25 protein-coding genes and 1 pseudogene are annotated in these 26,678 nt (G+C 42.9%); 15 read left to right on the top strand and 11 right to left on the bottom strand.

Going from position 1 to position 26,678, the window contains the following annotated elements; all coding sequences use genetic code 11:
* Nucleotides 1-105: 105 nt before the first annotated feature.
* Nucleotides 106-600, bottom strand: coding sequence for a hypothetical protein (locus tag L6773_RS03825; RefSeq protein ID WP_237852530.1), 495 nt, complete (start codon nt 598-600; stop codon nt 106-108).
* A gap of 151 nt (nt 601-751) precedes the next feature.
* On the opposite strand from L6773_RS03825, the gene L6773_RS03820 reads away from it, so the two are divergent.
* The 5 genes from L6773_RS03820 to L6773_RS03800 all read left to right on the top strand — a co-directional run bounded on the left by L6773_RS03820 (nt 752) and on the right by L6773_RS03800 (nt 6,142).
* Nucleotides 752-1,927 (top strand): CynX/NimT family MFS transporter, encoded by a 1,176-nt coding sequence (locus L6773_RS03820; RefSeq protein ID WP_237852529.1) that lies wholly within the window; start codon nt 752-754, stop codon nt 1,925-1,927.
* 108 nt (nt 1,928-2,035) lie between these two features.
* Complete coding sequence (locus tag L6773_RS03815) at nt 2,036-2,725, top strand: C39 family peptidase (RefSeq protein ID WP_255727694.1); 690 nt, start codon at nt 2,036-2,038, stop codon at nt 2,723-2,725.
* A gap of 12 nt (nt 2,726-2,737) precedes the next feature.
* On the top strand, nt 2,738-4,198 hold the full coding sequence (locus L6773_RS03810; RefSeq protein WP_237852527.1) for a RimK family ATP-grasp domain-containing protein: 1,461 nt from the start codon (nt 2,738-2,740) through the stop codon (nt 4,196-4,198).
* 2 nt (nt 4,199-4,200) lie between these two features.
* Nucleotides 4,201-5,445: a carboxylate-amine ligase gene (locus L6773_RS03805; RefSeq protein WP_237852526.1), complete on the top strand. Its 1,245-nt coding sequence runs from the start codon at nt 4,201-4,203 to the stop codon at nt 5,443-5,445.
* Nucleotides 5,423-6,142 carry an N-formylglutamate amidohydrolase gene (locus L6773_RS03800; protein WP_237852525.1) on the top strand — a complete coding sequence of 240 codons (720 nt, stop codon included), beginning with the start codon at nt 5,423-5,425 and terminating at the stop codon, nt 6,140-6,142. The genes L6773_RS03805 and L6773_RS03800 overlap by 23 nt, the downstream gene beginning before the upstream one ends.
* Nucleotides 6,143-6,217: 75 nt before the next feature.
* Here L6773_RS03800 and L6773_RS03795 read toward each other — a convergent pair whose 3' ends face one another.
* Nucleotides 6,218-6,898 (bottom strand): sulfotransferase, encoded by a 681-nt coding sequence (locus tag L6773_RS03795; RefSeq protein WP_237852524.1) that lies wholly within the window; start codon nt 6,896-6,898, stop codon nt 6,218-6,220.
* Nucleotides 6,899-7,167: 269 nt separating this feature from the next.
* On the opposite strand from L6773_RS03795, the gene L6773_RS03790 reads away from it, so the two are divergent.
* The gene (locus L6773_RS03790; RefSeq protein WP_237852523.1) at nt 7,168-8,586 is read left to right on the top strand and encodes an NAD-dependent malic enzyme; all 1,419 of its coding nucleotides are present in this window, start codon (nt 7,168-7,170) and stop codon (nt 8,584-8,586) included.
* Between the two features lie 132 nt (nt 8,587-8,718).
* Here the strand turns inward: L6773_RS03790 and L6773_RS03785 are convergent, their stop codons facing one another.
* A complete protein-coding gene (locus tag L6773_RS03785) occupies nt 8,719-9,264 on the bottom strand; it encodes a hypothetical protein (RefSeq protein WP_237852522.1) in 546 nt (181 codons plus the stop codon).
* 337 nt (nt 9,265-9,601) lie between these two features.
* Between L6773_RS03785 and sucC the strand changes: the two genes are divergently transcribed.
* The 5 genes from sucC (at nt 9,602) to aat (ending at nt 14,627) form a co-directional block, all read left to right on the top strand.
* Complete coding sequence (gene sucC / locus L6773_RS03780) at nt 9,602-10,810, top strand: ADP-forming succinate--CoA ligase subunit beta (RefSeq protein ID WP_237852521.1); 1,209 nt, start codon at nt 9,602-9,604, stop codon at nt 10,808-10,810.
* A 116-nt stretch (nt 10,811-10,926) separates the two neighbouring features.
* Nucleotides 10,927-11,307, top strand: coding sequence for a transposase (locus L6773_RS03775; protein WP_237852520.1), 381 nt, complete (start codon nt 10,927-10,929; stop codon nt 11,305-11,307).
* Nucleotides 11,308-11,328: 21 nt separating this feature from the next.
* Entirely contained in the window at nt 11,329-13,377 is a 2,049-nt protein-coding gene (gene uvrB / locus L6773_RS03770) for an excinuclease ABC subunit UvrB (protein ID WP_237852519.1), read from the top strand.
* Between the two features lie 13 nt (nt 13,378-13,390).
* Nucleotides 13,391-13,969, top strand: a complete 579-nt coding sequence (locus tag L6773_RS03765; protein WP_237852518.1) for a class I SAM-dependent methyltransferase — start codon at nt 13,391-13,393, stop codon at nt 13,967-13,969.
* A gap of 49 nt (nt 13,970-14,018) precedes the next feature.
* The gene (gene aat / locus L6773_RS03760) at nt 14,019-14,627 is read left to right on the top strand and encodes a leucyl/phenylalanyl-tRNA--protein transferase (protein WP_255727693.1); all 609 of its coding nucleotides are present in this window, start codon (nt 14,019-14,021) and stop codon (nt 14,625-14,627) included.
* A gap of 218 nt (nt 14,628-14,845) precedes the next feature.
* On the opposite strand, the gene L6773_RS21925 is transcribed toward aat, so the two are convergent.
* The 4 genes and pseudogenes from L6773_RS21925 to L6773_RS03740 form a co-directional block, all read right to left on the bottom strand.
* On the bottom strand, nt 14,846-15,604 hold the full coding sequence (locus L6773_RS21925; RefSeq protein WP_237852516.1) for a hypothetical protein: 759 nt from the start codon (nt 15,602-15,604) through the stop codon (nt 14,846-14,848).
* A gap of 136 nt (nt 15,605-15,740) precedes the next feature.
* A complete protein-coding gene (locus L6773_RS03750; RefSeq protein WP_237852515.1) occupies nt 15,741-16,046 on the bottom strand; it encodes a GNAT family N-acetyltransferase in 306 nt (101 codons plus the stop codon).
* A gap of 191 nt (nt 16,047-16,237) precedes the next feature.
* Nucleotides 16,238-16,690: pseudogene (tnpA, locus tag L6773_RS03745) on the bottom strand (IS200/IS605 family transposase).
* A gap of 355 nt (nt 16,691-17,045) precedes the next feature.
* Nucleotides 17,046-17,918: a sterol desaturase family protein gene (locus L6773_RS03740; protein ID WP_237852513.1), complete on the bottom strand. Its 873-nt coding sequence runs from the start codon at nt 17,916-17,918 to the stop codon at nt 17,046-17,048.
* A 73-nt stretch (nt 17,919-17,991) separates the two neighbouring features.
* Between L6773_RS03740 and L6773_RS03735 the strand changes: the two genes are divergently transcribed.
* The gene (locus L6773_RS03735; RefSeq protein WP_237852512.1) at nt 17,992-18,165 is read left to right on the top strand and encodes a hypothetical protein; all 174 of its coding nucleotides are present in this window, start codon (nt 17,992-17,994) and stop codon (nt 18,163-18,165) included.
* Here L6773_RS03735 and L6773_RS03730 read toward each other — a convergent pair.
* Genes L6773_RS03730 through L6773_RS03720 form a run of 3 tightly spaced genes read right to left on the bottom strand, consistent with a single transcriptional unit; the run spans nt 18,143 to nt 20,686 of the window.
* Nucleotides 18,143-19,429, bottom strand: coding sequence for a hypothetical protein (locus L6773_RS03730; RefSeq protein WP_237852511.1), 1,287 nt, complete (start codon nt 19,427-19,429; stop codon nt 18,143-18,145). The two genes, L6773_RS03735 and L6773_RS03730, sit on opposite strands and share 23 nt — an antisense overlap.
* Entirely contained in the window at nt 19,426-20,130 is a 705-nt protein-coding gene (locus L6773_RS03725) for a hypothetical protein (protein WP_237852510.1), read from the bottom strand. The genes L6773_RS03730 and L6773_RS03725 overlap by 4 nt, the downstream gene beginning before the upstream one ends.
* Nucleotides 20,123-20,686: an RNA polymerase sigma factor gene (locus tag L6773_RS03720; RefSeq protein WP_237852509.1), complete on the bottom strand. Its 564-nt coding sequence runs from the start codon at nt 20,684-20,686 to the stop codon at nt 20,123-20,125. Before L6773_RS03720 ends, L6773_RS03725 begins: the two co-directional genes overlap by 8 nt.
* 316 nt (nt 20,687-21,002) lie before the next feature.
* Here L6773_RS03720 and L6773_RS03715 point away from each other — a divergent pair, with 316 nt between their 5' ends.
* Nucleotides 21,003-21,914, top strand: a complete 912-nt coding sequence (locus L6773_RS03715; protein ID WP_237852508.1) for a hypothetical protein — start codon at nt 21,003-21,005, stop codon at nt 21,912-21,914.
* A 69-nt stretch (nt 21,915-21,983) separates the two neighbouring features.
* Nucleotides 21,984-22,871 (top strand): hypothetical protein, encoded by an 888-nt coding sequence (locus tag L6773_RS03710; protein WP_237852507.1) that lies wholly within the window; start codon nt 21,984-21,986, stop codon nt 22,869-22,871.
* Nucleotides 22,872-23,054: 183 nt separating this feature from the next.
* Here the strand turns inward: L6773_RS03710 and L6773_RS03705 are convergent, their stop codons facing one another.
* Complete coding sequence (locus L6773_RS03705) at nt 23,055-24,281, bottom strand: FtsX-like permease family protein (protein ID WP_237852506.1); 1,227 nt, start codon at nt 24,279-24,281, stop codon at nt 23,055-23,057.
* Between the two features lie 106 nt (nt 24,282-24,387).
* Here L6773_RS03705 and glgB point away from each other — a divergent pair, with 106 nt between their 5' ends.
* Nucleotides 24,388-26,586, top strand: a complete 2,199-nt coding sequence (gene glgB, locus L6773_RS03700) for a 1,4-alpha-glucan branching protein GlgB (protein WP_439653419.1) — start codon at nt 24,388-24,390, stop codon at nt 26,584-26,586.
* The last annotated feature ends 92 nt before the right edge of the window (nt 26,587-26,678 follow it).

Below are 26,678 nucleotides of genomic sequence, written 5' to 3'. Positions count from 1 at the left end.
CAAAATTAGGAATTGTACGTATTGTAAACAATTCGGAATACAGTAAAGAAGAATAAACTATGGCAAGTGCAATGATCTACTTACCAAAATCCATTCGCACTGCCATTAATTTGCCCGCTCTATCTCCTGGTTGTTGGCCCTTAACAAGTATGTGGAACCATTATTACGGATGCGAACGATGACCACTGCCTTTTTTCCGATTCCAAAATTCGGTCCTTCATTTGCAATTTTAACAATTCGGGTTTTGTCATCTTTAAGTTGTTCACCGGAATAAGATGATCCCCAAACCTGCTCATCAACCATTACCCAAACAGCGTCCGTATTCAGGCCTTCAGGCAACACCTCACCCTTTGATGCTACAATTTCTATTCTTGCAATCAACGGACTTTCATCCTCTGCAGAGTTTGGGACATAATCCCTGGTTAAAGTAGCAGAGAGTGTAATTGTACGCCCCTCAATCATCAAAGCTTCCGAACTTGAAAGCAATACCTGACGGGGCACATTTTCAACAGAGTTTGAAGTGGATGAACAACCTGGGATCCACAAAAAACAGATGCTATAGAATAAGATAAATGATGGTAGTAAAATTGAATCTTTCATGAATTCAAGATCTTAAAAAAATGCTTTGAATCGTAAATTAATGTCGCAAATCCTGTATTTCATAATTGAAGATAAGTCTCCGCATCGATAAAGATTTTCCTTATCTGCAAGTGGATTCTTTGTAATTTGTATGCTTATTAAATACAGGCGAATGTCTACCGATCAAAAAAAGAAATACTTACTGATACTTGTAATAATTCTAATCTCTCTGAACCTGAGGCCCTCATTAACTGCGGTTGGTCCTTTGGTGACTGAGATCAGGATGAGCACCGGGCTCTCAAACAGCCTGATCGGACTACTCACGACACTGCCGGTTTTGGCTTTTGGAATATTTTCAGTTCTCACACCACTGTTCACTCGAAAAATGGGAACAGAGGGAACCATGGCATTTGCGTTGTCTATTCTTACAATTGGAATTTTTCTGAGAGTCATCCCCGCTCACCTGGCGCTTTTTGGTGGAACGCTGATATTGGGAATCGGTATAGCACTTGGAAACGTATTGCTGCCGGGAATCGTAAAAAAACAATTTCCTCAAAAAGCCGGTTTAATGACGGGTATTTACTCATCCATGCTGGGCGTGGGGGCTACGATTGCATCCGGAGTAAGCATACCTCTTTCTGAAGGTGCAGGTTTAGGATGGCGATGGACATTGGCGAGCTGGGGAATATTATCTGCACTGGCATTCTTTGCATGGCTCCCACAATTGAAGGTAAATATGCCCGTCATCATGAGAAAGTCTTTCCGTTCCTCTCTGCGGGATTTGGGAACCTCTGCACTTGCATGGCACATCGCAGTTTTTGTGGGCCTTCAGTCTCTTACATTTTACACTCTTACTGCCTGGTTACCTGAAATTTTAATCGATCGCGGGATGACACCTTCGCATGCAGGCTGGATGCTTTCCATTATGCACGGAGTAGGCGTTTTGGGTACGTTTGCAATTCCTCCCATGGCATCAAAAAAAACAAACCAACAAACTCTTGTTTTCTGGATTGCATTTTTTGAGATGGTGAGTATTATTGGATTAGTGTTCCAGTCATCTATTTTGTTTGTAGCTATCTGGTCGGCAATTCTCGGATTTTGCCTCGGTGGAAGTTTTGGTCTAGCACTATTCTTTATTTTACTGCGAAGCCGTGATTCAGATTCGGCAAATGAACTCTCGGGAATGTCGCAGTCCATTGGTTATACAATAGCAGCTGTTGGCCCGGTTCTGTTTGGTGCTTTTTTTGACCTCACCCAAAATTGGACGGTTCCTCTTCTCTTCCTTTTCCTGGTAGCTTTCATTAAACTTTGGTCGGGCTGGAAGGCAGGTAAAAATGAGTTTGTATAGCCCATCTGAATAAATAATATCTGAATATAGATGAAATCTCGTTTTTTCATCTTATTTTTGTTACTCATTTCAACTCTTTTCCCGTTACATCAGAGAGGACTTTAAAAATTGTTATCAATTCCTATAAAACCACAACCGAACGAAACGACCTGCGGGGCTACCTGCTTGCATACACTGTACCAGTTCTATGGTGACTCAATTGAACTAAACACGATTATAAATGAGGTTCATCATCTTAAAGATGGAGGAACACTGGGCGCACTCTTGGCCGTTCACGCACTTAATCGTGGTTACAATACAACAATCTATTCCTACAATCTTCAGGTATTTGATCCAACTTGGTTTGATAAAGATTCTGACTTTTTGATCGAGAGACTCCAAAAACAGATGGTCTTCAAAAAAGACCCAAAACTTCAAACCGCTGCAAGTGCTTACCTTGATTTCCTGCACCTGGGTGGGAAGGTCAAATTCAAAGACCTACGTTCCAATGTTATCACAAAATACCTCCAAAATGAACAACCCATAATGGTTGGACTCAGCGCAACATATCTTTACAAAAGTGCAAGAGAGTTTGGCCCAAATATGGACTATGACGATCTGCGCGGAGAACCTTCCGGGCATTTTGTTCTTCTCCACGGATATGATTCAAAGACAAGAGAAGTATTTATCGCTGACCCAATCATAAAAAATCCACTGAAGGAAGGACAACTCTATAAAATGAATATTGACCGTGTGATGAATGCCATTTTACTTGGAATTGTAACATACGACGCGAATCTTATCATTATTACTCCTTAAGACAGCTCCCTCATGGATCATATTATTGTTGTAAACAACCCAAAAAACTGGCCCCTGGAAATTCCCGGAGTTGATGTAATTGCCGCAAAATCGTACATCACGGAACCTGAATTTTCAACCCGAAAAAATTTAAAGATCTATAATCTCTGCCGGAGTTATCGCTATCAGTCAATTGGTTATTATGTTTCACTCTTGGCGAACGCCCGCGGACATAAACCCTTCCCGAATGTATTGGCTATCCAGGATATCAAGTCGCAGTCGATCATTCGTATTGTTTCGGATGAACTGAATCAATTGATTCAAAAAAATCTAAAACCAATTCATGCCGAAACGTTTACGTTGAGTATCTATTTCGGCAAAAACCTGGCCAAGCGATATGATCGGCTGGCACAAAAACTGTTTAACCAGTTTCAGGCCCCTTTTTTGCGTGCCGAATTTGCTAAAAAAGACCAGGAATGGATTCTAAAGAATATCCAGGCAATTGCCGCCAATGATGTTCCCGACGAACACAGACCGTTCGTCACACAAATGGCGCAGGAGTTTTTTAAGAAAAGATACTCGGTTACTCCCAAAAAAGACGCCCGCTACGACCTGGCTATTCTCGTAAACCCGAATGAAGAACTACCGCCGTCTGATGAAAAAGCTATTCAGCGCTTCATCCGTGCAGCCGAATCCATTGATTTCCGCACTGAACTGATCACCAAAGATGATTATTCTCGAATCAACGAATTTGATGCCCTCTTTATCCGTGAAACCACCAGCGTGATGCACCACACTTACCGAATGGCTCGAAAAGCCGCCGCTGAAGGCCTTGTTGTGATAGACGACCCGGAATCGATCCTGATGTGTACCAATAAAGTATATCTTGCTGAACTGCTGACAAAGCATCAAATACCGGCACCGCAAACGCTCATTATCAGCCCGGAAACCATCGAATTGGTTCCTGAGAAAATGGGATTTCCATGCATTCTGAAACAACCCGACAGTTCGTTTTCACATGGAGTGGTAAAGGTGAATGACAATGCCGAGTTCGATGAGCAATCAAAAAAACTGTTCGACAAATCAGATCTGCTGATCGTCCAAAAATTTATTCCTACAACGTTCGACTGGCGGGTTGGAATTCTGAACGGCGAACCTCTTTACGGATGTCGATATCATATGGCGCGTAAACACTGGCAAATTTATGAGCGTACGGAAGGAGGAAAAACCTACTCCGGAAATGCGGATACATTGGCAATTGAAGAGATGCCCGAACAAGTCGTAAAAAATGCCCTCAAAGCAGCCAATTTGATTGGAAACGGCCTATATGGTGTGGATGTGAAAGAGGTGAACGGCAAAGTTTATGTAATTGAAGTGAACGACAACCCAAGCATCGACTCAGGGTGCGAGGACGCAATTTTGAAAGATAAGTTATACCAAGCCATAATGGATGAATTCCTGCGCCGGGTTGAATTGAAGAAGAAAAGGAACTGATTATGAAGATCCAAAAGAAACGTCCTCTTCATCTTTTCGAAGGTTATGGAATTGAGATGGAGTATATCATTGTCAGTAATTCTGAGTTAAGTGCCCTTCCCATTTCTGATAAACTTCTTAAAAAAGCCGCCGGTGAAATTATCAGTGAGTACGATCGCGGGTCCATGGCTTGGAGTAATGAGCTGGTGCTTCATCTCATCGAGATCAAAACAAACGGGCCTGCAGAAAGCCTTGAGGAAGCTTCTGATGCATTTCAAAAAGAGGTGAGCGGAATAGAAGAAATACTGACTGAATTTAATGCCCGGCTTATGCCGGGTGCCATTCATCCCTGGATGGATCCGTTCAAAGTGAAACTCTGGCCACATGAATTTAATCCTGTCTACGAAGCCTATAACCGCATTTTTGATTGCCGCGGTCATGGATGGGCGAATTTGCAGAGTACTCATCTGAACCTCCCGTTTCACGGTGATGAAGATTTTGAAAAACTTCATGCCGCCGTTCGACTCGTTTTGCCGTTAATTCCGGCTCTCGCCGCTAGCTCTCCCATTGCCGATGGCGAAATCAAACCGTTCCTGGATTTTCGAATGGAAATGTATCGTACAAACTCCAAACGAATTCCCTCGGTAACCGGGCTGATTGTTCCGGAGGCGGTCTTCACTCAAGAAGATTATCAGAAAGAAATTTTTGACCGGATGTACGAGGATATCTCTCCGTTTGATTCCGATGGAATCCTGCAGGATGAATGGCTGAATTCGCGTGGAGCAATGTCTCGTTGGGATCGGGAAACAATTGAAATTCGGGTAATCGACATCCAGGAAAATCCAGCAGCCGACCTTGCTATTCTTGAATGGATTATAAACCTCACAAAGGCAATGGTTGATGAAATATGGACATCACTTGACGATCAAAAAAAATGGTCGGAAAACTCATTATATGATATTCTAATGGCGGTTGTCAGAGATGGAGAACAGGCTATGATTTCCAATTCTCAATATTTGTCGCTTTTCGGATTGAATAATGAAAAAATTTCAGCAAATGAGCTCTGTATTCATATTTTCGAGTCTCTGAAATCAGATTACTCATTTTCCGATGGTGCTATTGATCACCTTAAAATGATCTTCAACGAAGGCCCGCTTGCAAGACGAATTTTGAATACTCTACCCAATAATTATGATCATGAAGATCTATTTGAAGTTTACGAAAACCTCTGTGACTGTTTGAGAAATGGAACGCCTTACATCCCCTGAATGGATTCTTACATGTGAGCATGCCGGCAATAAGATTCCGATAGAGTATGAATACCTTTTTGGGAATGCCAATGAAGTTTTAGAATCTCATCGTGGCTGGGATCCCGGAGCATTTGAGCTGGCTGAACTGTTTGCCGTGAAAACAAAAGTTAAGCTCATTTCTTATCCATATACACGCCTTTTAATTGAACCAAACCGATCACTTGGCCACCCAAAGCTATTCTCAGAATTCACAAGAGGCCTTTCAACAGAAGAAAAGCAAGAGATCATCAACAATTTCTATCTTCCATACCGAAAGAGGGTGACGGAAATTATCAATGAGAACACATTAAGAAGTGTTCCCACTATTCATATCAGTATTCACACATTTACACCTGTACTCAATAAGAAAACCCGGGATTTTGAGATTGGATTGCTGTATGATCCGAAAAGAACTCGTGAGAAAAACCTTTGCCTTAACTGGAAATCATTCCTGGAACAAATAGATACGGAGTTGCGAATTCGGATGAATCAACCCTATAAAGGTGCATCTGACGGATTTACTACCTATTTGAGGAAAACCTTCAATGAGAACTTATACTTGGGAATTGAGCTGGAAATCAATCAAAACCTTTTCTTTATCAATACTGAAGCATGGAAAAATGCCTGTGTTCAATGGGTCCAATCTTTTCAGCAATTGAATAAAAAATACACTTGAGAGGATTCTAAGATAATAATGAGTTGAGAAGTGACTCATTTCAAAGGGACCATGGAGTGAAAAAAGACAAAAAATCTAGAGGTCTTGTGATCTGTTAAGGTGGGGAAATTCTTTATACAAAGGGATTTCACCAAGAAAATCGCAAAACCTTTGATATGAGTCAGGTTCAGATAGATTTATTACAAGTAAATCGTTCTTTCTGTGCCTGAAATAATTTAGAATTTCATCATTGTGACGATGATAAGTTTCTTTCAAAAATTCTGAATCATAGAGATCATTCTCAGTCGTATCGTACTTAATTTTCTCAAAATCCAACCTATTCAAACCCGGGATTTTATAAAGCTTTTTCAACTGATCTTTGGATGGTAACTGTCCATTATTTCCAAATCTTCTTTTATGGTGGTTGAGTAATGATTTTACCCACTGATCTGCACTATCCCGAATGGTCAGTATAAATTTACTCCCGAGATAGGCATCATCCATTGCCTGATAGGTATAAGGCAGACTAAATGGGATATCTTCGAAAACCTGGGCGGTTTTACAAAACCTTTTAATCGGTTTAAAATCTCTTTTTGCATAAGCATGCAGGTATTTATACGCCATTTCTTCTTTACCCACCCTGTACCCTAAATCTTGAAATGCCCTTTTAACAGATGTAGTGCCCGTTTTATTTCTCCCGATACAAAAAACCTTGGGCTTCCCAAGGACTTCAATCCTCCATTTCATTTCCCGAAACTTAGGAAAAGCTTTGGCCATTAAATTTTTTGTCTCTGCGCTTATCATAAATTAAAAGAGTCGTAAATGAAATCGCTTAAATGTAATATAAATAGAATCAATTAACGTGTCTTGCTGTTAGATTTACCCAAGGAGTGTCCCCGGTCTGAACAAAGGGGCAATAGGGGATGATTGGAACATGATTTTGAGCATTTTCCAGGATATAAATTACTGATTCATTACTGAACACCTTATTCGGATTTCATTATCTTATAACGGAAAATAAACTAAAAAGAAATAAACCACTGCATATGAGTGAAATCCAGACAAGTGTCAGCTACAGTTTCACAATGAGAGTTCACATCGAAAATAAACCGGGAAAACTGGCTAAAATTTTGAATGCGATTGCCGATGAAAAAGGAGATCCCGGCGCAGTTGATGTTGTAAGGGTTGAAGGGAATTACAAAATCCGTGACATCACTGTAAGTGCCAGAGATGAGAATCATGCGGAGGCGATCGTCCAATCAATCAAAAAAATTGAGGGGATTAAAGTCAGAAATGTATCAGACCGCGTATTTCTGCTTCATCTGGGCGGAAAAATCAGCATTAAAAATAAAATGCCGGTGGATACACGGGACGCACTTTCGATGGCTTATACACCGGGTGTTGGGCGAGTATGTAAATCGATTGCAAAAGATTCTGAAAAAGCTCATACCCTTACCATAAAAAAAAATTCGGTGGCGGTTGTAAGTGACGGCTCAGCTGTGTTGGGCTTAGGAAATATCGGACCCAAAGCTGCCATGCCGGTCATGGAGGGGAAAGCGATGCTCTTCAAGGAGTTTGCGGATGTTGACGGTTATCCCATCTGTCTGGATACACAAGATGTGGATGAAATTGTACGGGCTGTCGAGATGATCGCTCCGGGGTTCGGTGGAATTAACCTTGAAGATATCAGTGCCCCAAGATGTTTTGAAATTGAACAGCGTTTAAAAAAATCACTCGATATTCCGGTGTTTCATGATGATCAGCACGGGACGGCAGTTGTAGCGCATGCTGCTACCATCAATGCATTAAAGGTGATAGGCAAGAATTTAAAGGATATTCGAATTGTAATCGTTGGAGCCGGTGCTGCCGGAGTTGCCATTGCGCAGATTCTGCTTGATGAAGGTGTGGAAGACATTCTTTGCTGCGACAGTTCGGGCATTATAAACCGCGATCGAATGGAAGGCCTTAATGACAGCAAGAAGTGGATCGCAGAGAATACGAATCCGGATAACCTGGGCGGAGATATCCTGGATGCCACCGATGGCGCAGATCTTTTGATTGGGGTAAGCGGACCTGATATTATTCCCGTAGAAGCTGTTGAAAAGATGGCCGAAGATCCAATTGTTTTTGCATTGGCAAACCCAGTACCAGAAATTCGACCCGAAAAAATCCAAAACATAGCACGAATTATCGCCACAGGACGAAGTGATTACCCCAATCAAATTAACAACGTTCTGGCTTTTCCCGGCATCTTCCGGGGAGCATTGGATGCTCGGGCAACTGACATCAATGAGGAGATGAAACTGGCGGCGGCTCATGCCATTGCCGATCATATTCCTGATGAAGATTTGAGCGAAGAGTACATTGTACCCAGCGTTTTCAGTAAACAAGTGGTGCGGAAAGTTTCCCGGGCTGTGAAAGAAGCCGCCTTTAGAACAGGAGTAGCAAGAAAGGCGAGGCCTTGAAAACCTTTCCCCTTGATCCCCTTCCCTATTGGACTGCAAGAAAACGGCCCAACAAGGAAGGGGAAATTAATTTAAAGTCTCTTCTTGTCACGTGCTTTTCGAGATAGAGAGGGATTTAGGGTGGGCCTCATATCAACTCCAGGGATCCGTGGCCACAACAATCCAATCCTGCAGAGGATTTTGGGGATGAGCACTGCAATTCAAATAGTGTTCCGGCTTTTCAACGAATCCCGATTTAACAGATTGATTCAGGATTGATAGTGCCGCTTCATCAATCTGATCCTGCGTATAAACCGAACGCAGCTGTGTCTCTTCTTCCCAAATGTGAATTCCTTCTGGCTTATTCCGCGGACCAAATTCCTGGAACACGGATAACATCCAGGATGTGTAAAGATTAGATCGGCCGTTTCTCAACATTAGCATTACAGCTTTCGAAGAAAACCCTTTCAATGATTCGATAACATCAGGCAATGAGCCCCATGCTGTGTTGGCAATCATAAGAATTCTGTCGGGCAATACTGAATATTCATAAATTCGTAGCCCTCGCTTATCGCAGCACCATTGCAGGCCGTCCACTATTTTTTTACGCATAATTTGATGAATAAAAAGTGGTACTGCGCCGGCAATCCTCAGTTCAACAGAAAACAGTTCCTTTCGTCTTCTTCTCTTTCTTCTCATCGGTTATTTCAAATTTAGTTCTTTATTGTATGAGCCGAATCTTTCTGATTCCTTACAAAAAAATTTACCCATCTGGCCGTTTAGAGTGGTCTGACGGGTTCGCGATCTCAGATGTTTATGATAATTCAAGTACTTTCATGGCGCAATCTTCCCCGGCCGACGAAACTATTGGCGTAGTAGAATCGCTTGTAACTAACGCTATGATGAAGCAGAAGCAAGGTGCTTGCACTATCTCATTACGATCACCCAATCTCCCAACTTTTTTTTAGCACGTGATTTGGGTATTATTGAACCGGAAAATCAAACCCTTGAAATTGTTAGTTAAACGCATTGCATTATGAAAATTCACGAGTATCAAGCCAAAGAGTTATTTAAAGAAGCCGGCATCGCCGTACCTGACGGCGTAGCAACCTCCTCGGTTGAAGAAGCTGTAAAAGCCGCTGAAGAGATGAAAGAAAACGGTACATCCCTTTTTGTGGTAAAAGCTCAAATCCATGCCGGCGGACGTGGTAAAGGCCGCACCAAAAAGAGTAATGCGAAGGGTGTGATTCTATGTCACTCAATCGATGAAGTTCGGGAAGCGGCCGAATCACTTTTAGGTGATACACTCGTTACCATTCAAACCGGTGAAGAGGGACAGGAAGTTAAAACCATTTACGTGACCGATGGCGTGGATATCCAGAAAGAGTTCTATCTCGGAATTCTGTTGGATCGAGCCAAAAGTCAGAATGTAATTATGGTCTCGACCGAAGGCGGCGTTGAGATTGAAAAAGTTGCCGAAGAAACTCCCGACAAAATTGTTAAAGAATGGGTTGAACCAGGAATGGATTTAGCCCCAAACCAAGCTCGGCGATTGGCTTTTGCTCTTGGATTTGAAGGAGACGCGTTTAAAAAAGCTGTTAAGTTTATCAACGCACTTTATAACTTTTATGTGAAACAAGATGCGGACATGGTTGAGATCAATCCACTGGTTCTTACCCCGGAGGGCGATGTTTTAGCACTGGATGCTAAGGTAACATTCGACGGAAATGCAATGTACCGGCACAAAGATCTGCAGGAGTTGAGAGATGAATCCGAAGAAAATCCGATTGAGCTTGAGGCTTCTAAATACGGGCTCAATTACATCAAGCTTGACGGTAACGTGGGCTGCATGGTGAACGGCGCCGGTCTTGCAATGGCCACTATGGATATCATTAAACTCTCCGGTGGTGACCCTGCCAACTTCCTCGATGTAGGTGGCGGCGCGAATGTGGAGACCGTGAAAAACGGATTCCGAATTATCCTTGAAGATCAAAACGTAAAAGCTATTCTGATTAACATTTTTGGCGGAATAGTTCGGTGTGATCGTGTTGCCAATGGCGTGATTGAAGCTGTAAAAGATCCGGAAATCGCCAAAAAAGTTGAAAACGTACCGATTATTGTTCGATTGCAGGGAACCAACGCCGAAGAAGCAAAAGAGATCATCGACAACAGCGATCTGAATGTGATTTCTGCCGTTCTGTTGAAAGAGGCGGCCGAAGAGGTTTCGAAGGTATTGGCAGCATAATTTAGATTTTGCCAGAATTATGTAGGGGCGTATCGAATACGCCCCGTTACATACCATGACCTGTCAGGGCGTATAGCGATACACCCTGACGAAAAGTATTATACAATCTATTCATCATGCCATCCCGCAAAAAACACAATCGCCGATCTATCAGGTTGCGGGATTACGATTATTCATCGCCAGGAGAATATTTTATCACAATTTGCGCGCAGAACCGGGATTGTTTGTTCGGCGAGGTTCTGGATGGGGAGATGGTTTTAAACGAATTCGGGAAAATTGCCCACAGGGAATGGTTGCAAACCGAAAATATTCGTGACAATGTAAAATTGGATGTTTTTGTGATCATGCCAAATCATATGCATGCCATATTTGGAATTACGGCGAATATCGATGAATCAGATCAACCTACGCATCACAATTTAACCATTGAAAATTTCCTCCCCTCAAAAAATGATTCCTGTATGTTATTCCCTTATATTCTGTACTTGCTTATTTAATGAGAGGTATTCACTTCATACATGTCAGAATTTAATTTACACTCCCCGTGGGAACCAGCCGGAGATCAACCCCAGGCTATTGAGGAATTAACAGAGGGCGTTCAGCACGGCGATAAATTTCAGACGCTTCTCGGAATTACCGGATCCGGAAAAACACGTACTGTAGCCGGCGTAATTGAAAACGTACAAAAACCCACCTTGGTAATGAGCCATAATAAGACTTTGGCGGCTCAGTTATACCGGGAGCTCAGTGATTTTTACCCGGAAAATCGAGTTGAGTTTTTTATCTCTTACTACGATTACTATCAACCCGAAGCTTATATTTCTACTCAGGATAAGTACATCGAAAAAGACCTCTCTATCAATGAAGAGATTCAGCGGCTTCGATTGCGGGCAACCAGTTCACTTCTCTCCGGCCGGCGTGATGTAATTATAGTCTCATCCGTAAGTTGTATTTATGGTATCGGCTCCCCATCTGAATATGAAAAGCTGATTATTAATCTTGAAACGGGCATTGAGATTCCTCGCAATACTCTATTATATGACCTGGTGGATCTCCATTACAACCGAAATGATTTAGATTTCACACGGGGCACTTTTCGTGTTCGCGGGGATGTGGTGGATGTCTACCCCGCTTATTCTGAAGAGGGACTTCGGGTCTCATTTTGGGGCGATGAAATTGAAAATCTTGAGGTTTTTGATGTAGACTCCGGTGAGGTTTTAGACCAGGTGAACGAATTCAGAATCTATCCGGCATCGCATTATGTGACCTCCCAGGGACGACTCGAAGAAGCTATTGAACAGATCCGCGAAGAGATGCACTGGCGTGTGGAAATTCTACAAGATGAACAGCGTTTTCTCGAAGCTAAACGCCTTGAACAGAGAACCCTTTTCGATATAGAAATGATGCAAGAGATCGGTTACTGTTCCGGAATTGAGAACTATTCGCGATATCTGAGTGCCCGAAAACCGGGTGAACGGCCTTATTGTTTGATGGATTATTTCCCGGATGATTACCTGCTTGTTGTGGATGAAAGCCATCAAACCGTACCACAAATCGGTGCGATGTATGGTGGTGACCGATCCCGTAAAGTGGAATTGGTTGAACACGGGTTTCGATTGCCATCGGCTCTCGATAACCGACCGCTGACTTTTGAAGAGTGGGAAGGAATGATCAACCAGGCAATTTTCGTGAGTGCCACACCAAGTGATTATGAATTGGAGCAATCCGGCGGAGTGTACGTCGAACAGATTATCCGGCCAACCGGCTTGATGGAACCGGAAATTGAGGTTCGTCCACTTGGCAACCAGGTGGATGACCTTCTGGAAGAAATTCGGATCCGGGCTGAAAAAAATGAGCGGGTTTTGTGTATCACGCTGACCAAACGTCTGAGTGAAGAGCTCAGTGAATATCTTAAAAACCTTGGAATCAGTGCGGCATACATGCACAGTGAACTTGACGCTATGCAAAGAGTTGAAGTTCTTTATAAATTCAGGCGCGGCGATTTCAATGTTTTGGTTGGAATCAACCTGCTTCGTGAGGGGATTGACATTCCGGAATTGAGCCTTGTAGCCATTATGGATGCGGATAAGGAAGGTTTCCTGAGATCAGAAACATCACTATTTCAAATCGTAGGACGAGCCGCACGAAATGTAGGCGGCAAAGCGATACTTTATGCCGATAAGATAACTAACAGCATTCAAAAGGTGGTTGATGAAACAAACCGGCGCCGGAAAATTCAAAAGGAATACAATGAGAAGCATGGAATCACTCCGCAAACGGTGAAGAAAGAACTGAAGCCGCTTGTAGATCCGTCTTTAATTTCAACCCAGGATTTCACTCTTGATCCTAAAAAAGAGGATGAAGAAGATTATCTTGAGGTTGTGAAAGTTGCCGAGGATGGCATTCAATACAAGGCCAATCCGGCAATGAAAGAAGTTACATTTGAAAGCAAGGAAAAATTTCTCGAATATTTACGCGATTCTATGTTGCAGGCAGCAAAGAACATGGAATTTGAAGAAGCAGCGAGAATTCGCGACCAAATCGCACAACTGGAAGAAGAACTATGACTAAAATAACTCCATGAGTAAAATTGATTTTCTAAAGACCTTTATCAAAGATAAAGATGTGGCATCCGTCACGCCAACGTCTAAGCACTGCGTTAAAAAAGTGTGTTCAAATATCGATTTTTCAAAAGATTTTACCCTTGTGGAATACGGGCCGGGAGATGGGGTTTTCCCAAAATACATTCTCGAAAAAATGTCGCCCAACTCCCGATTGATTCTCATCGAGGCGAATGAAGATTTTGTTGAACATCTCAAAGAAACTATTAATGATCCAAGAGTAGAAATCCATAATGCCCTGGCCGGAAATGTAGAATCAGTTCTGAATTCTGAAGATGTCGGAAAGATTGATTATGTGCTTTCCGGGATTCCTTTTTCATTTCTTAAAAAAGATCGAAAACGTGAAGTTCTCCAGGCTACCAAAAACATTTTGAAAGATGGCGGTATGTTTCTTGCCTATCAAACAAGCGGACATTTAAAGAAGCCGGTCATGGACGTTTTTGGCAATTATGATACAGATTTTGTTCCACTGAACATTCCTCCATATTTCATTTACAAGGTTTACAACAACGGCAGTAACGGCGTTGATGTAATTTGAAAAAATCAGATGAAGTTAAATATGGAGCTTCATCATATATAATTTATTGATGCAGTCGTTTTCAAAAAATAAAATCATCCCACCAGAAGTACTGTTAAACGGCTATAAAAACGGGATTTTCCCGATGAGTGAATCAAGAGAAGATGAATCGGTTGGATGGTATTCTGCTCGCCGAAGAGGCATTATCCCAATTGAAAACTTTCGGGTCTCATCCAATGTCCAGAGAATCATTCGCCAGGGGCGCTATACCTGCCGGGTTGATACCTGTTTCAGAGAAGTGATGGAAGAGTGTGCTAACCGTGAAACCACGTGGATCTCCGAAGTGATAATCAACTCGTTTGAGATGTTACATCTTGCGGGTCATGCACATTCAGTAGAGATGTTTGATAAGGATGAAAATCTTGTGGGTGGTTCGTATGGAGTTTCACTCGGAGCCGCTTTCTTTGGCGAATCGATGTTTAAAAAAGCCCGGGAGGCTGATAAAATTGCCCTTTGGAATACCCATCAAATACTAAATAATAACGGATTTGAACTCTGGGATACACAATTCTATACCAATCATCTTGCTCAATTTGGATGTATTGAGATCTCCGCTGAGGAGTATAAAAGACGATTGAACCAAGCGCTTCAAAAGGAAGCTGTTTTTGAAAAAACTTAAGTGATAAGAAATTCTATTTAAAATAATTACGAGGTTATTGAAAAATCCCCTCCTTCAGAAGGAGGAGATTTAGGGGTGTTTGTGCCAAAGGCATCCCAATGGGAAAACCAAAAGCTGTTCAGATTGGAAGTTTTAAATCGAAAAGCTACCTCCCCCAGCCCCTCCTTACACAGGAGGGGAGCAAAATATTTACGATTCTTATGTCGAACTTTCGTTAATTATCCAACCGGACAGCCATTGGCATTCACTGGCGTTCCGGGAGGAGTATTCGGGCAAAGATCTCGGTTGTCAGGTACACCATCTCCATCGGAATCTCGTTCTCCGCCACCTGTAAACAGCAATTGATAGGATATCGGCAAAAATGTATTCATGATCTCATTTTCAAATTGATTGGTGGGAGCGGCAATTTTTTGAATGACGATAGATGTTAAACCCGTTGGTGTGAAAGTTACATTTGCAGTAATTACGGCAGAAACATTACCAAACCGAATAAACCGGTTCGAAAATTCAGCGGCAAAACCCGGTGCCAGTTGATTTACCGGTGGATTTCCCTCATTGATACATATCCGTTGGATATTATTACCATTTCCACCGAAGAAAGCCAACAACGAATTGATTTCAGAAGCCAGTACATCCCGAGCCCGAACCGGATTCAGAATTGCAAGCTGAGATCGTTTCCAAATTACCAAACCGTCATTTCGAATCACGTTCACTCCGATTGCATTGGGTGTTGTATCCGTTTGAGGTGTATAGCCTGCCGGATACTGGAAACCTAACAGCGGAAATCCGGGGTGACTGTAGGTACCGCCCGGATTATTGATTGTTGGAACCCCGCCCGGAATATCACCCCTTGGAACTCCATTCATAATATCCCAGAACAGAGCTTCGATTCCATTTACATTTGCACATATTTCAGATTGCAGATTACCTACCTGATTATTCGTTGAGTTATCACTGCAACCAACAGCTGTTAGCATTATAAATATTAAACTGAATGGGAGGATTGTCTGATTTTTGGGCGTCATCGCTGATCTTGTTGAGTTTACTGAGTTGAGTCTGAGTCCCTTTTTTTGGACTCTTACTCTATCATGCAACAGATCAAGCCAAAAGAGCTCAGAATTGAGCGAAATCAGCTAAAAGCTTTTTCCACTCCGGTTTCCGATGCAGGTAAGCTTTTACAAACGGACAGATAGGCACCAGCTCTAATTCCCTCTTTTCTATTTCTCGAAACACATTTTCTAACAACTCCTTTGCGTACCCCTGCCCTTCAGCCTCTTTGGGAACTTCGGTGTGCGTTAAATAGATGTTTCCCTTTTTGTTGATGATATAATCGACGAAGGCAGTAATCTCTCCAACCTGGAGTTCAAAACGTTTCTTTTCTTTATTATCCGAAAAGGTTCCTTTGGGTTCTTTTTCCATACTTTTTAACTTTTTCCTGAATAACCTGAATAATAGGAAATGTGGTTCTGATAATTTTAGGATTCTCAGTCGCCATTTCAAACAGTAAACCAAGACCAAAGGTCTTACACAAACCAGCTTGGGGCACCGCCCCAAGTTTATTTGACGAACCTTTCCGGACAACAGGCTGAAAGCCTGTAATAGAACAATCCTTACTCCCAAAAATATTCCGAATTATACTCAACAACATCATACTGTTTCATAAACCTTTCTATTTCTCCCCGACAATTCATCTGTTTATGATGATCTTCTTGCCGTGCGATATAACGTTTTACCGAATTCACTTTTGAACTACTTACCGAAAATGCCGCATAGCCTGTCTGCCAATAAAACGAACGAGTGCCTATTTCATCTTTCATCCATTTGGATGATCCCTTCTTTACTTCCTCTACAATTTTAGCTAAAGATGCATTTTTGGATAGCCTAAACAGTGTATGCACATGATCCGGAACTGAATTGATAAAAAGTGCGGGATTATCAACATTCTTGAAGATGCCTGCCATGTAAGAATGAAGATTGTCTTTAACTCCTTCGTCAATCTAAGGTTGTCTGGCTTTGGTTGAAAAAGTCAGATGCACATAAAGTTTCGAGAGTGATTGGCTCATAAGATTTTTATGTTTTTTTAATTGATCAGTTCTTTCTCTTATGAACCGGATATGATGAATACCTTACAAAAATTAGAAAGGGTATATTCTATCGCAGACTTACAGTCTGCATTTATATTGTTAAATCTACATTCTTGGGACGGTGTCCCAAGCTGAGTTGTGTGAGGCCGCTGGCCTCTTCTGTTCTTTAGAAAAGTTTTATTCTACAATCCTTAGCATAGAAAAGCAGATTTGAATTCTTTATCAAGTATTCGTTGTAGGGAATTTATTCTTTAGAACCAGAAAATAGAGCAAGATTCTCGCTTGTGCCTTCAGTGTCAGGCACGAGCGAGACGCTCGCACCATTCAATATTTATTATTTAGAGGCCTTCTCTTCCTCATCAACCTTTTCTATACTGAATTTCGATCCCACCGGCGGACGATATTCCTGGAATGGTATTTTCAGCAGGTTTCCGATCCTGTCATTTTCCTCCGGATCCATGTGTGTATCGATTCCGTAGGTAAGTTCCCTGGTATCCTCAACCTGGGCAAACGTCCCGAACAATCGATCCCAAACAGCGAAAATGTTACCGTAATTGGTGTCTGTCAGCGGCTGTGTATAGTGGTGATGAACTTTGTGCATCAACGGAGTGATAAACATATACGACAACGCGCGGTCCACCTTTTTCGGCATGTTGATATTGGCATGGGTGATGTGCGCAAACAGCGCCGAAATACTTTGATAGAGAAAAACAATCCAGATGGGTGCTCCGACTACAATCACACCTAAAATGGTAAAACACATTCTGAATATTGCTTCCCCGGGATGATGCCGAAGTCCGGTCGTTACATCAACAGTTGTATCGCTGTGGTGAACAAGATGAAATTTCCACATCCATTTTACTTTGTGTTCAATCCAGTGAATCAGGTAAGCACCAAAGAAATCAAGAAGCATCACTCCCACGATGCATTGCAACCAGACGGGCATCGATATCCAATTCAACAGACCAAAATTATTTGCGGTCACATAGTTCGATGCCCCCAATAATAACCCGGCAAAGCCAAGGCCAATCAAAACAAAAAACCCGGTCAATACTAAATTAATTGCAGCATGACGCACTTTCTTGTATTTGAACTCAAACAGTGGAAAAACACCCTCAATCACCCAAAAAATGAATATACCACCGATCAGTATTCCAGCTCGAAATGTGGTAGGCACATCCTCAAAAAATGCGATGATCGACTCCATAGTCCTGGCTGATTAAATGCTGTTTGAAACAATTTTAAAATTCGAAGTGACTCCTGCAAATGAATAATGAGGCATGAACCGGAGTGCTAAACTCGTTGGTTCTGAAGGAGATCTATTAGGCCAAGACTTCGATAGCAGATACAGCAGAACCGGTAAAAAAGAAACCTCCAGGGGTTCCAAATCCCTGGAGGTTTTAACTTATGAGGCATCTACAATGGATGCGGTCATCTACGCTCTATCTCGTTAATTTCTGGCTCTTGACCGTTCAGTAGATCTGACTTTTTTATTCGCACTTCGGTTCGTTCGGGAAGCGCATCACTCCGGCCGCTCCAGTTTACAGAGATCATCAACATCTCGTCATTACCCAGGGAGCTAAGGGTTGAGCCATACGTTTCGATAACACTCAACAGTTCATCCATAATGGCATCTGCTTCAGGTTCTAACTCAACGCTGTCCACTCTTGCATGAGGACTTATTGGCGCAGGGAGGGGCATTGAACTGCGCAATGAATCCTGTTGAATCCGGATCTCGCGCCGTTGCTCTCTTAATTCACTGCGCATCTCCTCTCGTTCCTCTTCCGTCAATTCTAAGTCGATCACACTATCAAGTTTTAAAATCAACGGATTCAATGATTCCTCCATCAGCTTAAGTGACTCATCAAGGTTAAACCGAAGGCTGTCCATCCTGAACTCGAAATTTCCATCCTGAATGCTGATTTCATTCAGTATAACGCTGGGTCGGGTGGTCACCTGTACCCGGTATCGAACTCCCAAACCCGGCAGATACTCCATCTGAGGTTTGCGATTGACCCGTAAGTATTCAGTATCTACACTATTCAATGCCGTTTCCAAAACAGAGGCAAATACATTGAAATCTTTATAGGTCTCCTCCTCATCCAGCATGTGTGTGTCGATTCGATTCATCAGTTGCTGCTCGGAAATATCACCATCCTGAAACGCTTTCAAATCACCCATTTGTGCCCAGACAGATACACCGGATAAAGTTTTTTGCGTATGATTGTCATCACCAACAAATACCCATCTCACGGAGGAAGTTCGGTTTGGGGCATACGTCACACGTACTGTTTCATCGTCAGGCACACCGCTGATCAAAGAAGCATACCGGGTCATATATTCAATGATTTTCTCCTCTGCAGCTTGAGTTGCATCCCCTGAAGATTCTGAAGAGTCATCGTCACCAGAAAATTCTACGCGAACATCCTCGTCATCTCCCAATCGAAGTCCATGAATCACAAAAGCACTTGAACCCGGTGAAACCGTAAAATGGACCCCATATCCCGGGATATATTCTCCGCGAACCGACCTGTTTTCGAAACCGGGGAATACGATATCCCCCGATCCTTCCTCTCCAAAAATTTCAGTAAGAATACCCTCGGCAATCTTAATATCGCGGTCGCGCTGTCGGTCTTCGCTGGTTTGAGCACTCGTAACCGAGATAATGCCCAGGAGTATCGTAATTAAAAATAGAATCGATTTCTTCATAGTTTTCATTCTTGTGTGGATTGGGTTTGTGGATAGCTCAGTGCGTAGATGAGATCGCCCAATGTTTCGTCTGTTTGCCTCAAACGGTAATAAGTATCTTCTTCAAGCTGTGCTAGTCCTTCCGAAATAAGCCGCAGATCTTGCTGACGCCTTTGATCGTAATAATCAGTTAACACACTGATCGCTTCCTCCAGCTGTTCGTTTTGTTGCTCCTGAACTTGTTCTATCATGGAAGCCAAAAGAATGGAATTTTCCTGCCTGATCTGGTCAATCATATCACGAACTTCCTGCTCACTCATTCCATGTTGAACCGGTTGTATTGATGGAGCCTCGCCAAACGCCAGGTAAAAACCCTGCTCATTTTGACCCATTTTCAGATCCGTAAAAGCCGCTCCCATCAGAACAATTAGCATGCAAGCGGCCGCGGCCAACACGGTAATCAGTCCCGGATATCGTTTCAGAAAAACCGGTTTGGTTGATCTCTGATCTTCCTCTTTTTGATTGTGATCCGGGGCCATCATCACCAGTTTGTGGGAAGGCGTTTCCATTGGCACACCCTCAATCAAATTTTTGGTAGACTCCAGTTCCTCAAGCTCTTTTTTAAGCTCAGGAAGGTCTTCCAGTCTTTTTTCAAATTCCTTTTTCTGTTCATCAGACATCTCATCATAGAGATAATCCATAAACAGGTTTTTGATCTCTTTGTCAGTCATGATTCAAATATTCGTTTTGGATATTCCACTTCTTTAAAACTCGTCGTAATGATTTCAGCCCGTAGTACATACGGGACTTTACCGTGTTTTCCGGCTCCTCAAGGATCTCTGCAATTTCTCTGAATTTCATTCCCTCGTACTCTTTTAAAATGATGACCACTCTCTGCTCATCCGGCAGTGTCAACAATGCTTTCTGCAGAACCTCGCCCAGCTCTTTGGTCTCCAGTTTTTTGGCCGGAGTCTGGCTGGCTTCCATCTGCTCCACCCACGCTTCAAGCGGACTCGATTTTCGCCGTCCGGCTCGTTTCAGTTCATCAAGGCATAGATTATTCGCAACACGATAGATCCACGACGAGAATTTTCCCGGCTCATCGAGTGTATCCACTTTTTGATACACTTTAATAAACGTCTTTTGTGTGATCTCGCTGGCTTCATCCACATCCGCAAAAAACCGGAATGCGAACCGGTGGATGCGCGTTTGCCAGCGCTCCATCAGCACCGTAAATGCCTGCTGATCACCCCGTTGTATCTGTTCGACCAATGCCGAATCATCCATCTGTTCCAAATTTTCGAAGCCTCGTGTTGTGGGTTTCAAATGTAAGACGAACGAGGCGGGGAAATAGTTTTAAAAAAAGTACAACGGGCAGCCCCGATAGTGATCGGGACAGGCTTTGCCCGTTCTCTCAAAATGGATTGAGAGGATATGACATGCGCTCAGGGATAATTTCAAGAAAATTTCTTCCTCTTGCACAATGGCATTCCCGGCCGGACAAGCTGTCCGGCGTACAAATTTACCCAACTTCAAACCCCCAACTTGCTATTCTGCCCCGATTTCTTAGATTGAGAGAAACATTCATTGTTCGGAGCTACGTGTGCAATTCAATCAAAATCATAGAATCAGACACAAAAATTTCGGGCTTCTTTGTGGTTTATTTTTTATCACGTCAATTCTGATTCTCACCTCTTGTGATCAAACTTTCGAACCTCTTAAGGAAAACAATATCTATAATTTTACGATCTCCGGTTACCTCAACGCTTCAGCAGATACACAGTGGGTTCGGGTTGGAACCGTTCGGGAGAGTATTGATGAACCGCCAAATCCGGAAGGAATTCAGGTAACTCTTGAAGACATACAAAGTGGTGAAACTGTGATCATGAACGACTCGGTTTTCACCTTTAAAAATGTCCTCAACTACTGGACCACGATGGATATCAAGAATGAACAGACCTATCGTATTACTGTTGAACGTGATGGAAAAATGAGCAGCGTGACTGTTACAACACCAAAGGAGTTATCCTCGCCATATGTATTGAACCCTACCAATCCAAATGGCGCAGACATCTATATTGATGATGAGATTGAACATATCGCCGATGTGCAGTCCGTGTATTATGTAATTTTGAGCCCGGGGACTGAAGATATAAGAAGAGTTTATAGGTTTCCGATACGGTATACTTTACAGCATACATTTGCTTACTCCGGGTCTAATTTCGCATTTGCAAACTGGAATAGAGAAGAGGCGCATATTGAACAAAGTCTTGGCAATACAGACTATTCTATTGTTAAAAGACAGGTCTTTATTGCTGCGGGCGGACCGGAATGGGTGGATGATATGTCTTCTATTGATAACCTCGAGTATTTTTTAGATGGAACAGCCTCGAATGTAGAGAATGGGTTGGGTTATGTAGTTGGAGTCGACGCCAAATGGTTTCCGCAAACTCCGTGCGAGGCACCTGATAAATCAAAAATTATACCCTGTCCCGAAGAAGAACCTTTTTGGTGAGGTTGTGTTCTCCTTTTGAAATCAATTTTAATACATTATTTCAATTACCTTTCATTTTAAGGCTTCGGTATGAAAGAACATCACCCTATTTCTAATCCCATTTTACTGCTGGTTGCTTTTCTTTTAGTGATCGGGTGCGATCAAACCTTCGAACCTCTTCAGGAAAACAATAAATACCACTTTTCGATCTATGGAACTCTTGATGCCGAAAAAGATACGCAGTGGATCAGAATAGGAGTCCCCCGGGAAAACATTAATGAAACACCCGATCCAGCCGGGATAACCGTTACTTTGGAAGATGTAGAAACTGGCCAGACCGCCGTGATGCAGGATTCCCTGTTTGCTTCCAGAGATTTATTGAATTACTGGACTACCATACCTCTTAAAAATGAGCACACCTATCGTATTATAGCAGAACGTGACGATGGGAAATCGAGTGTGGTTACGGTAACCATTCCTGAAGAACTACCAACACCTATTGTGTGGATAAATAATAATCCCTCGGGATATATGATCTATATTGATGATTCGGTAGAACACATTGCCGATCTTCAGACAAAGTGGTACGTCTTAATAAGCCCGCAGACTGAAAGAGTGAAAAGAGTTTATACATTCAACTACCGAAATAAACTGAAACATACCGGGGCATTTGGCGGCGCATATTTTACATTGGTTCGGGATTCCGAGGAACGTCGATTTATTACTGAGAGTAATGCGGGCGCTGATATTGCCGTCTTACATCGACAATTTTTTGTGGCTGCCGGCGGACCAGAATGGGATGATAACATCTCATCGATTAACGACCTGGAATATTTCCTCGACGGCACTGCATCTAATGTAGAAAATGGTCTGGGGTATGTGGTCGGCACCGATTCAAAATTGGTGCCTTATTTCACATGCCAGACACCAGATAGTTCGGATGTTATTCCCTGTGAACCGGAAGAGCCTTTTTGGTAAGAGTACATTCGGAGATAAATGTGCAACGGACAGCCCCGATAGTGATCGGGACAGGCTTTGCCCGTTACTTCGGAATACCAATTCAATCACAATTCAATGTATGCCAGAACAAACGCCAATCAACTTACAAACCGACGGTCGAGGAATTTTAGGTTTTCAGAGCCGGAAAAGCTCTCCGGCGTACTACTCATCCCTTACCGCATCAGCGGGCTCAACGGAAGCCGCACGCATTGCAGGATACCAGCTTGCGAGGAGACAAAGAAGCATCGTCCCGATCAAAACGATCACAATGTCTGAGATTTGAATGGCCACGGGATAGGCATCAATAATAAAAGAGGAGGAGAGTTTGACAAGCCCAAATTCCTTTTGGGCCAGGGTGAGTGCAATCCCAATAACACCGCCAATTCCACAGCCAATCAACCCGATTTGTAATCCCTGACTTTGGAAAATTTTCTTGATCTTTTTGGGAGTCATACCCATTGAAATCAGAACGCCGATATCCCGTTTTTTCTGGATCACGATCATTGTCAGCGACCCCACTATGTTCAGAACAGCCACCAGCACGATGATCATCAAAATAAAATAGGAACCCCATTTTTCGAGGTACATAACATCATAGAGCGGTTTTTGAAGGTCATACCAGGTTTCAATCATGTACTCACTCCCGATAATTCCCTGCAGGTCGGCTTTCACCTCTTCTGCCAAATCCGTATCGGTCAGCTGCACATCAAACCCGCTGATCTCATTCCGCATATTGAACAGCCGCTGTGCCGCTTCAAGGCTTACGTAAACCACATCACCTGCTACAATTTGATGAGTGTCGTAACTGTTGCGAACTTCAAACCGGCTCACCCGAGGCGACGAAAACTGGGTCAGCGCCCGGCGCATTCCCGACGGACTCAGCATCGCGATCTCATCTCCGGGCTCCAACCTGTATCTGTTGACCAATGATTCACTTACAATAGTTCCGGGACTCCCGTTACGAACAGAAATATCGTATTCTGTATTTTCCCTGCTTGCTTCAAGCTCTTGAAAAAGCGGATCATTCTCTTCATCCACGCCACGAACATCAATTACCTCATTTTGTCCGTTTTGAAATGCCAACATCACTTTCCCCTCAACGTAAGGCGAGACACTCACAACCTCTTCGTGATCAAGAATCTGATCCATCATCTGCTGATCGAAAAGCATTGTCGTTTCCTCGACCCTTTCAATTCGCATGTCCGGATCGAAGGAGAGCAGGTATCCCCGAATCACATCAAAAAAACCATTAAATACGGATAAAATAACTATGAGCAGAGCGGTCCCTATCGTAATTCCTCCAATACTGATACCCGTTAAAATGGAGATCAACGAAATGTGCTTCTTTGAAAACAGGTACCGCCGTGATATAAACTGGATAATATTCATTCTCTAAACTTGTATTTTACCCGATCATGTGGTTCTTTTTGATAGAATCAACTTTTTTGAAAATAACAACTTTACTGTCTACCAGGAATTTTAAAACCGCGGGTGAATCTTGACTTTAAAAATCGAAGAAATACGAGCAATATCCAACGGCGAACATGGCGATTTGTTTTCAGTGCTCGGATTACACACTGTAAACATCGAAGGGAAGGAGAAATTGGTTATACGCAGTTTCCGTCCTGATGCTAAATCAATCATCGTGATCCCGGACTCGGGAAAAGAGGTTGAATTATCACGCATTTCAGATGAAGGGCTTTTTGAACACGTATTTTCTCGCCGGAAGAATAGATTTTCTTACAAACTCAAAGTCACTCCCTACGTAGGCGATACCTACACGATAGAAGATGCCTACCGGTTTGCAACTCAGCTGTCTGATTTTGATTTGCAGCTCTGGGGTGAGGGAAATCACCATCATGCCTATAAGTTTATGGGTTCGCACACAAAAACAGTGGATGGTGTGGAAGGAACTCATTTTGTAGTTGCCGCACCCAGTGCCAGCCGTGTAAGTGTAATTGGTTCTTTCAACAATTGGGATGGACGCGTGCACGGGATGCGCAAATATCACGACCAGGGAATTTGGGAAACCTTTATTCCGCATGTGACTGAAAACGATCTGTACAAGTACGAGATCAAATCTCACGCAACGGAAGCACCTCTCAAAAAGTCGGATCCTTATGGACGCCTGATGGAATTGCGTCCCGGAACGGCAACAAAAGTTTGGAACTCATCTTATGAATGGGAGGATGAGGAGTGGATGGAAAATCGGCAGCAGATTCAGGATCACAATGAGCCGATCTCTGTGTATGAAGTTCACCCAGGCTCATGGAAACGAAAAGTGGGAGACGATCCGGGATTTTTGAACTATCGTGAGATGGGGGATGACCTGGTTCCCTACGCCAAAGAGATGGGATTCACCCATATTGAATTGATGCCGATTGCTGAGCATCCGTACGATCCATCCTGGGGATACCAGATCACCGGTTATTTTGCACCAACGAGCCGTTTTGGCAATCCCGATGACTTTAGATATTTCGTTGATAAATGTCACCAGGCTGGGCTTGGTATAATTGTGGATTGGGTCCCCGCCCACTTTACCAAAGATGAAAATGGGCTACGCCGGTTTGACGGTACAGCACTTTATGAGCATGAAGATCCCCGACAGGGTGAGCACAGCGATTGGGGAACCAATATTTTTAATTACGGCAGGAGCGAGGTAATGAACTTCCTGATCTCCAACGCTATTTACTGGCTGGAGGAATTTCATATCGACGGTCTTAGGGTGGATGCCGTCGCCTCGATGCTCTATCTCGATTACTCCCGCGAAGAAGGCGAATGGATTCCGAATCAATATGGCGGGCGGGAAAATCTCGAAGCGATTCACTTTTTACAACGTTTCAATGAAGTGACTCATGAATACTATCCCGGAATTCTGAATTTTGCAGAGGAGTCCACGTCATGGCAGGGCGTTTCTCAACCCACATCTTCCGGCGGACTCGGATTTGATTTTAAATGGAATATGGGGTGGATGAATGATACACTGACCTATATCAAGAAAGATCCGATTTTCAGGAAATATCACCAGGATCAGCTTTCATTTTCTTTGATTTATGCATTTTCTGAGCAGTTTATCTTACCGCTTTCACACGATGAAGTGGTCCACATGAAACAATCTCTGCTCTCAAAAATGCCGGGAGATGACTGGCAAAAATTTGCGAACCTCCGATTGCTTTATACTTATATGTTCGGTCACCCGGGCAAGAAGCTACTATTTATGGGCGACGAGTTTGCACAGTGGAACGAGTGGACAGAATCTCAATCTATCGACTGGCACCTGCTGCAATGGGATACGCACAAGGGGGTACAGCGTTTGGTAAAAGACCTGAACAATATTTACAAAAAAGAACCTGCGTTCCACAAAGTCGATTCCCGATGGGAAGGATTTGAATGGATCGATATGAGTGATGCAGAAAACAGCCTCCTCTCATTCATACGGCGATCCGATGATCCGGATGACTTTTTGGTCTTTATTCTGAATTTTACTCCAAACACCCATGACCAGTACAAATTCGGAGTACCGAAGGCAGGTGAATATGAAGTGATTTTTAACAGTGATTCTGACTATTATGGTGGTACAAACAAAGGGCCTATTGCTGTCCATGCCCAAGAGGGAAACTGGCACAATCAACCTGCTCATATAAATATAGCCGTTCCTCCCCTTGCCGGAGTTGTTTTGAAACCGAAATCCTAACCCGGTCACCTCAAAAATATTTTAACTTGACTGGTTTAAGAGATTGGAAACTTTATTCAGTATTTTATTCATCATTACCAGCCAGGTTTCAC

This window comes from Rhodohalobacter sulfatireducens (assembly GCF_022012475.1).
Lineage (GTDB): Bacteria > Bacteroidota > Rhodothermia > Balneolales > Balneolaceae > Rhodohalobacter > Rhodohalobacter sulfatireducens.
Note: the sequence above shows the minus strand (reverse complement) of the source record. Positions and strands in the feature narration are given on the sequence as shown.